General features: G+C 70.7%; 7 protein-coding genes. All 7 read right to left on the bottom strand.

The genetic code is table 11. The annotated features are described in order from the left end of the window. Positions 1–203 precede the first annotated feature (203 nt). Positions 204–1,034: a DegV family protein gene (locus G6018_RS03485; protein WP_182638742.1), complete on the bottom strand. Its 831-nt coding sequence runs from the start codon at positions 1,032–1,034 to the stop codon at positions 204–206. After that, positions 1,031–1,732, bottom strand: coding sequence for a histidine phosphatase family protein (locus G6018_RS03490; RefSeq protein WP_182638745.1), 702 nt, complete (start codon positions 1,730–1,732; stop codon positions 1,031–1,033). The genes G6018_RS03485 and G6018_RS03490 overlap by 4 nt, the downstream gene beginning before the upstream one ends. Positions 1,733–1,739: 7 nt before the next feature. Continuing rightward, on the bottom strand, positions 1,740–2,183 hold the full coding sequence (gene rsfS / locus G6018_RS03495) for a ribosome silencing factor (protein WP_182638747.1): 444 nt from the start codon (positions 2,181–2,183) through the stop codon (positions 1,740–1,742). Next, positions 2,180–2,896, bottom strand: a complete 717-nt coding sequence (gene nadD / locus G6018_RS03500) for a nicotinate-nucleotide adenylyltransferase (RefSeq protein WP_179524945.1) — start codon at positions 2,894–2,896, stop codon at positions 2,180–2,182. The genes rsfS and nadD overlap by 4 nt, the downstream gene beginning before the upstream one ends. Positions 2,897–2,952: 56 nt before the next feature. After that, entirely contained in the window at positions 2,953–4,383 is a 1,431-nt protein-coding gene (locus G6018_RS03505; protein ID WP_182638749.1) for a VWA domain-containing protein, read from the bottom strand. 27 nt (positions 4,384–4,410) lie between these two features. Further along, positions 4,411–5,292 (bottom strand): MoxR family ATPase, encoded by an 882-nt coding sequence (locus G6018_RS03510; RefSeq protein ID WP_179524943.1) that lies wholly within the window; start codon positions 5,290–5,292, stop codon positions 4,411–4,413. Between the two features lie 58 nt (positions 5,293–5,350). Continuing rightward, positions 5,351–6,579: glutamate-5-semialdehyde dehydrogenase (locus G6018_RS03515; RefSeq protein WP_182638750.1), on the bottom strand; the 1,229-nt coding region annotated here is incomplete at its 5' end.

Here is a 6,579-nt window from a genome sequence, read left to right on the forward strand (position 1 = left end):
CACCCGTTCGGGCCGCTCCCCGTCCGGATCCGCGCCGGCCCAGGGAACGGTGGCCGGGCCCGCCGGGGCAGTCACACTCGAGAGCCTGTGCAGCGCGGCCTCGCGGGCGGGATCACCGGGGTCCGCGGGACGAGTCCGGGTGTCGGGGAACATGGGCCGACGCTAGCCCGGCGGCGGGCCCTCCCGGACCCCGCGGAGGTTCCTCAGTCGTCGTCCTGTGGAGAGACCGCGGGGATGGGGAATGCGGTGTCGACGAGGTCGGTCACCGAGACCCCCACGGTCCCGGGCCCCAGGTGCCAGGCCAGGACCTCGTCGAACTCGACGACGAGAACCCGCTCGGGGAACGGGGTCTCCTTGCGGATCTCGGTGGCCATCTCCCGGGCCCGCTCCAGTGCCTCGTGCTGGTGGACGACCACCAGGACATCGCCCCGGCCGACCTCGTCGCGCAGCAGCGCGCGCAGCCTCTCGTGGGCCTTGGTCGTGGTCCTGGCCTTGGCGGCCAGGTCGACCGAACCACCACGCAACACGATGATCGGACGCATTGCCAGCGCGCTACCGAAGAGGGCGGCGACGGCGCTGATCCGGCCCCCACGGCGCAGGCTCTCCAGCGACTCCAGAGCGGCGAAGGTGGACGCTCCCCGGCAGATCCGCTCGGCGAGCTCGTAGGTGGCGGACAAACCTAGCCCGTTGTTCGCCGCCCAGGCGCACTGGGCCACCGCGGCGCCGAACGCCATCCCGGCGCACCTGGAGTCCGAGACCAGGACGCGACCGCCGAATCTCGTGGCGGCGTCGGCGGCCGACTCCCACGTGCGGGAGAGATCACGCGAGAGGTGGACGGAGACTATGCCCGTGCAGTCCGGGTCGTCGAGGAGGTCCTGGTAGATCGCCGACAGTTCGTCCGGGGTCACCGCGGCCGTCGAGACCGCCCGGTCCCCCTCCTCGACCACGTGCAGGCCCACCACGGTGATGCCGAACTCGCGGACCCACTCCTCGGGCAGGTCGGCGCTCGAGTCGGTGACCAACCGAATGGTCATGACGGGACCACCGGGGGCGTGAGACCGGCATTCCACTGGTCGAGTCGCCAGAGCACCTCGCGGGCACCGTCGGTCGTCGGCCCGATCTCCAGCGTCGCGGGCTGTCCACCCCAGGAGGCCTCGGGCCGCGGGTGCGCGGACAGCTGCACCCAGCAGGTGTTCCCGAGACCGTTGAAGATCGGGTACTGCTCGACCGGCAGCTCGATCAGGGCAGCGGTGAGGGCGGCGATCGCTCCCCCGTGGGCCACGAGGACAGCAGGGTGCTCGTTCCATCCCGGTGAGGCGTCCACAAGCTCGTCGACCACCTGACGGGTACGCCGGGCCACGTCGAGTCGGCTCTCCCCCTCCGGCGGGGACCACCGTGGGGTGCTGCGCCACCGCATCCGGGCGTCGGGCCACAGCTCGTCGACCTCGGAGTGGCTCATCCCCTGCCACGTGCCCAGATCGGTCTCCCGGAGGCGCGGATCGGTCCGGACGTCGAGCCCGACCTCCGAGGCCAGTGCCCGGGCCGTCTCGCGTGCCCGCTGCAGGTCGGAGGAGAGGATCGTCCACGGCCGACGATGCGCCAGGGCGCGACCGACCGCATGGGCCTGCTGGACACCGAGCTCGCTGAGCTCGGTGTCCAACTGGCCCTGCATCCGCAGCGAGGCGTTGTAGTGCGTCTGGCCGTGGCGCAGCAGGATGAGACGACGGGTCACAGGGGTGTCAGAGCCCCTGATCCCGTTGCGGCTCCTCCGGCGCGAGCGAGTCGTCGGCGCGGCTCGTCGAGGACTCGGGCCGGCCGGAGGTCTCGACACCCTCGATCTCCACGACCGGGCAGTCCTTCCAGAGACGGTCGAGCGAGTAGTAGTCACGCTCGTCGACGTGCTGGACGTGGACGACCACCTCGTTGTAGTCGAGCAGCGCCCAGCGCCCCTCGCGAGTGCCCTCCCGACGCAGCGGCTTGTGCCCCGCCTCGCGGAGCTTGTCCTCGATCTCGTCGACGACGGCGTTGACCTGACGTTCGGTCTCGGCCGAGGCCAGGACGAAGCAGTCGGTGATGATGAGTTGGCCGGAGACGTCGAGCACGACGATGTCCGTGGCCAGCTTCTCGTCTGCGGCGCGGGCGGCGATGCCCGCCATGTCCAGGGCCTCGGGGCTAGCGGTCACTGATGGTTCTCCTCGGTGTGGTGGTCGGTGGGGACGAGCTCGCGGTGTGCCGGAGCCGTCGCGGCGGGGGTCCCGTCGAGCCTGGTGGAGCCCTCGGGGCGGTAGAGGTTGCGTTTGGCGATGTACTGGACGACCCCGTCGGGGACGAGGTACCAGACCGGGGCGTCCTCGGCCGCACGCCGTCGGCACTCGGTCGAGGAGATGGCCAGCGCGGGGATCTCGAGCAGGTGCACGCGGCCGTCACCGATCTGAGCGAGATGCGTGTCGGACAACTCGAAGCCGGGGCGCGAGACCCCGACGAAGGTGGCGAGCTCGAACATCTCCTCCCAGCCGCGCCAGGTCAGGATCTTCTCCAACGCGTCCGCGCCGGTGATGAAGAACAGCTCGACGCCGGGGTTCTGACGCAACAGGTCCCTGAGGGTGTCGACGGTGAAGGTGGGGCCCCGCCGGTCGATGTCCACGCGACTGACGGAGAACCGGGGGTTGGAGGCCGTCGCGATGACGGTCATGAGATACCGGTCCTCGGCGGGCGAGACGGTACGACCCCGCTTCTGCCACGGCTCCCCGGTGGGGACGAACACCACGTCGTCGAGACCGAAACGGTGGGCGACCTCGCTGGCCGCCACCAGGTGACCGTGATGGATCGGATCGAAGGTCCCGCCCATCACTCCGATGCGGCGTCCGGCGCCCGCGGCGGTCCCCGTCGTGGTCATGGTCGCCGAGTCTATCGGTCCGGCACCACGTTCCGCTCCCTCGCGTGTCCGCGCCCTCACACGGGCAGCAGGCCCGCGACGACCGCCGTGAGCTGCTCGACGTTGCGGCACTCGTGCATGGGGACGTACTGGGAGTACAGCCTGGCCGCCGAGTCACCGGTTCCCCACTGCCTCCTGGGCTCCGGATTGAGCCAGTGGGTGTGCCCGACGCGCTCGCTGACGAACTCGAGCGCCTCCACGGCCGGGTCGCGGTAGTTGTTGCGCCCGTCGCCCAGGATGAGCAGCGAACCCGTGCGGGTGAGCGTGTGGGCGTAGCGGTCCGCGAACCCCTCGAGCGCGTGCCCGTAGTCGGAGTGCCCGTCGTAGGTGACGATCTCGGCCTCGCGCACCATCCGGCTCATCGCCGATCCCAGGTCCGACCCGGTCTCGAAGAACGAGGTCACCTCGTCGGTGGTGTCGACGAAGGCGAAGACCCGCACGCGGGAGAACTGCTCACGCAGGGAGTGCACCAGCTGGAGCGTGAAGTGACTGAAGCCGGCCACGGACCCGGACACGTCGCACAACACCACCAACTCGGGGCGCGCCGGCCGGGGCTTGCGCAGCACCAGCTCCACCGGCACCCCGCCGGTGGACATGGACCGGCGCATCGTCTTGCGCATGTCGATCGCACCCTGTCGGTGACGACGACGCCGCGCGGCCAGGCGACTACCGAGCTGACGTGCGAGGGGACCCACCCGCCGACGCAACGTCTGCAGGTCCTGGTCGTTGGCCCGCAGGAAGTCCACCTGCTCCGCCGCGGGACCCACCGCGTAGTCGGCCACCCGGTCTCGACCCACCGTCTCCGCGGTGCGGCGCCGGGTCTCGTCGGCGACCTCGCGCAGGAAACCCCTGACCATGTCCGCCGCCGAGTTGGCGGCCGCGGATTTCTCGGCGTGGCGCTTGGAACCGTCCGGGTCGAAGGGATCGGCCCCCATCAGGCCGTCGAGGATCTTCTGCATGATCGCGCTGGTGTCCAGTGGACTGAGGGCCTGATAGGCGGAGTAGCGCGGACCGCTCGCCGAGTCGTACGAGCCGAGCTGTTCCACCAGGAGCTCGGCCAACGCCCGGGCCCTGGCCCGCGACTCCTCGGTGTCCTCGAGCAGAAGCGAGGCGATGAGTTCGTTGAGCGCCTCCGGGTCCACCTTGCCGTCGTCGTCCGTCGGGATCTCCACCTCGAGTGCCACCCCGTCCGAGGCGGAGTGCGCCCCGATCGCGGCGGGGAACCACAGGTCGAAGAGCTGGTCGAACACGCCTCGGTGGGTGGGCTTGTGCAGGATCGTGGCGGCGAGCGCCTCTCTGAGCGCCGCACGGTCGAGCAGGTCGATGTGGACCATCGCCGCGGCCGCGTCGACCGCCTCACTCGGCCCCACGGGGATGCCCTTGCGGCGCAGGGCGTCGACGAAGTCGACGAGGTGCCCGGACAACCCGCCGGGCGCACGCGTGGTCATCTCGCCTGACCTCCTGATCGCCGCACGTTAGTTGAGCCGCAGCTCGGCGGCCGCGCGGAGCTGGTCGGACTGGTGCTTGAGCACCACTCCGAGGGTCTGCAGGACCGTCTCGTCGTCGATCGTGTCCAGGCCCAGAGCGACCAGGGTGCGGCCCCAGTCGATGGTCTCGGACACGCTCGGCACCTTCTTGAGCGCCATGGCTCGCAGCACACCGACCACCCGGACCAGTTGCTCGGCCAGCCGGTCGTCGAGCTCCGGCACCCGCGAACCGAGGATCTTGCGCTCCAGTTCGGGGGTCGGGAAATCCAGGTGCAGGTAGAGGCAGCGCCGCTTGAGCGCCTCGGAGAGTTCGCGGGCCGCGTTGGAGGTCAGGACCACGAACGGCTTGCGGACCGCCTGGATCGTCCCGAGCTCGGGGATCGTCACAGCGAAGTCGCTGAGCACCTCGAGCAGCAGGCCCTCGATCTCGATGTCGGCCTTGTCCACCTCGTCGACCAGGAGCACGGTGGGCTCGCTGCGCCGGATGGCGGTGAGCAACGGCCGGGACAGGAGGAACTCCTCCGAGAAGACGTCGTCCCGCGTGGAGTCCCATCCCTCCCCCTGGCCGGCCTGGATGCGCAGGATCTGCTTGGCGTGGTTCCACTCGTACAGGGCCCTGGCCTCGTCGACGCCCTCGTAGCACTGGAGACGGATGAGCTCGGCCTCGGTGGCCGCGGCGACGGCCTTGGCCAGCTCGGTCTTGCCCACGCCCGCCGGCCCCTCGATGAGCAGCGGCTTGCCCAGACGGTCGGCCAGGTACACCACCGTCGCGGTCGAGCGGTCGGCCAGGTAGCCCTGGGCCCCGAGACTCTCGATCACGTGGTCGATGCTCTCGAATGCCGGTCGTTGCGCGGTCCGGGCTCGGTCCATGGGTGGGTCCTTTCGGTGGGAATCGCGTGTAGTGGGCCGTCGACCCGGGTGCCGCGCGTCAGGGACGCACGTGACCCTTGCCGTGGGCGATCCACTTGGTGCTGGTGAGTTCCTCGAGACCCATGGGCCCGCGGGCGTGCAGTTTCTGGGTGGAGATTCCGATCTCGGCGCCGAAGCCGAACATCTCGCCGTCCGTCCACGCGGTGGAGGCGTTGACCATCACCGCGGCCGCGTCGACCCGGGCACAGAACGCGTCGGCCACCTCGATGCTCCGCGTGGCCACCGCCTCGGTGTGTCCCGACGACCAGCGGGCGATGTGGTCGATCGCGGCGTCCACGCCGTCGACCACCTTCAGCGCGATGTCCATGCTCAGGTACTCCTCGCCCCAGTCCACGTCGTCGGCGGGGACGAGTCCCTCGCGGTCGCCGTGCACGGTGACGCCGGCGGACTGCAGTGCCCCCACCACCCGGTCCACGGCGGCGTCGCCGAGGGCCTCGTCGAGCAGCACCGTCTCGGTGGCGTTGCAGACGCTGCAACGGCGGGTCTTGCCGTTGAGCAGCAGCCTGATCGCCTCGTCGAGGTCGGCGTCCCCGTGGATGTAGAGGTGGCAGTTACCGGTGCCGGTCTCGATGGCCGGAACCTTGGCGTTCTCCACCACCGCCTGGATGAGACCCGCGCCACCGCGGGGGATCACCACGTCGACGAGACCGCGCGCCTGGATCAGGTGGGTGACGGACGACCGGTCCGCCGAGGGCAGCAACTGGACCGCCTCCACCGGGAGGTCGTGGCGGGCCAGGACGTCGCGCAGCACCGTCACGAGCGCCTCGTTGGAGTGCCGGGCCGAGCGCGACCCTCGCAGCAGCGCCGCGTTGCCCGACTTGAACGCCAGACCGAACGCGTCGACGGTGACGTTGGGCCGGCCCTCGTAGATCATGCCGATCACGCCCAGCGGCACCCGGACCTGACGCAGCTGCAGACCGTTGGGGCGGGTCGAGCCGCGGGTGACGGTGCCGATCGGGTCCGCCAATGCCGCCACCTGCCTGAGACCGCCGGCGATGCCCTCGATCCGGTCGGCGGTCAGACGGAGGCGATCCAGCATGGCCTCGCCGGTGCCCTCCGCCGCCTGCTCCTCGATATCGCGGGCGTTGGCCCCGAGGATCTCCGCCTGTGCGGCCACCAGGGCGTCGGCCGCCGCCAGCAGGAGCGCGTTCTTGCGTTCCGCGGTGAGAAGTGCCAGGTCACGCGACGCGGCCCGGGCACGCCGGGCCGCGTCGCGGACGGCCTCGC

Source organism: Dietzia sp. DQ11-44, from assembly GCF_014145205.1.
Classification (GTDB): Bacteria; Actinomycetota; Actinomycetes; order Mycobacteriales; family Mycobacteriaceae; genus Dietzia; species Dietzia natronolimnaea.

Bases quoted from the DNA above. Each gene is read 5' to 3' on its own strand.
- G6018_RS03485 (WP_182638742.1), bottom strand. From the start codon at position 1,034: ATGACCATTCGGTTGGTCACCGACTCGAGCGCCGACCTGCCCGAGGAG.
- nadD (WP_179524945.1), bottom strand. From the start codon at position 2,896: ATGACCACGACGGGGACCGCCGCGGGCGCCGGACGCCGCATCGGAGTG.
- G6018_RS03505 (WP_182638749.1), bottom strand. From the start codon at position 4,383: ATGACCACGCGTGCGCCCGGCGGGTTGTCCGGGCACCTCGTCGACTTC.
- G6018_RS03510 (WP_179524943.1), bottom strand. From the start codon at position 5,292: ATGGACCGAGCCCGGACCGCGCAACGACCGGCATTCGAGAGCATCGAC.